Here is a 1,314-nt window from a genome sequence, read left to right as displayed (position 1 = left end):
TTGACCCGTCCTGAATAGCGTTGACACGTTCCAGACTTAAATCCGGAGAACGTGATGATGACTGAGTTCAAACGCACCCAACGCGATTATCCTCTATCCTTTAAAATAGCCGTCGTTGAGCAGGTCGAAAAAGGCGAGATGACCTATAAACAGGCCCAGCAGCGATATGGCATTCAGGGGCGCTCCACCGTACTTGTCTGGCTGCGTAAATATGGCCGGCTTGACTGGAGACCCGGACTTCCTGACCTGGTGAAGAGGAAACTGCCTGTGGCTCAGACAACTATCCCGCTGACACCCGAGCAAAGAATCAGGGAACTTGAAGAACAGCTTGAGCTGGCAAACCAGAAAGCTGAGTTTTTTGAGTCCGTTATCAACGTCCTGAAAAATGATTACGGGGTAAGTGTTGTAAAAAAGCGGCCCGGCAAGTCCTCACGCAAAGTCAGGCCCCCAAAATAACAGTTACGCGTGCATGTCAGTTCCTGGGGCACAGCAGACAGGCGTGGTACCAGTACAATACAAGATGTAATAAACGGCAGGAGCATCATGCTCAGGTTCTTGATTTTGTTGCCCGTACCCGGTGCCGCCAGCCGCGAATCGGTACGCGTAAACTGCACTATCTGCTGAACATGCAGGCCGATAAAACGCTGAATATTGGACGGGACCGTCTGTTTAATCTGCTGGGTGAATACCGGCTCCTGGTACCCGTGAAACGGGCATATCACAAAACCACCAACAGCCATCATCGCTTTTACCGGCATCCTAATCTGCTGAAACCCGGTCCTGAACAGGTTACCGCCCTTGAGCCAGAGCAGGTCTGGGTCGCCGATATTACTTACCTTCCACTACGCAGCGGCACGGCCTGTCTGAGTCTGGTCACCGATGCCTGCTCCAGAAAAATCGTGGGTTACCATGTCGGGGAAAACCTGCAGACAGAAAATGTGGTAAAGGCGTTCAGGCAGGCTCTGAGGCGGAGAAAAACGACAGGTCCGCTGGTACATCACTCTGACAGAGGACTGCAATACTGTTCGGTACTTTATCAGTCAGTTCATGAGCGAAACGGAATAACCTGTTCAATGACCGATGGTTACGACTGCTACCAGAATGCGCTGGCTGAGAGAATAAACGGGATACTGAAAAATGAGTTTTTACTCTCGCGTCCTGCAGACCTGGAGCAAGCGCGGGAAATAGTAAAAGAGTCCGTGGCAATTTATAACCATGAACGGCCACACCTGGCCCTGAAATACAAAACGCCCGATGATGTTCATCAGGCGTTTTACAGACAAAAAACTGTCAACCTATATCAGGACTAGTCAT

1 protein-coding gene is annotated in these 1,314 nt (G+C 50.5%); it reads left to right on the top strand.

The window, feature by feature from the left end; genetic code table 11:
- Nucleotides 1–54: 54 nt before the first annotated feature.
- Nucleotides 55–1,310, top strand: a protein-coding gene (locus J4613_RS22415) for an IS3-like element ISSen1 family transposase (RefSeq protein WP_085983316.1) whose coding sequence is annotated in 2 segments (ribosomal slippage) — nt 55–406 and nt 406–1,310 — 1,257 coding nt in all. Because the reading frame shifts where the segments join, the coding sequence is not laid out codon by codon here.
- Nucleotides 1,311–1,314 lie beyond the last annotated feature (4 nt).

The organism is Salmonella sp. 32020114201800008SM, from assembly GCF_017572025.1.
Classification (GTDB): domain Bacteria; phylum Pseudomonadota; class Gammaproteobacteria; order Enterobacterales; family Enterobacteriaceae; genus Salmonella; species Salmonella enterica.
The sequence above is the reverse complement of the archived record's forward strand: the minus strand, read 5'-3'. Positions and strand labels throughout refer to the sequence as shown.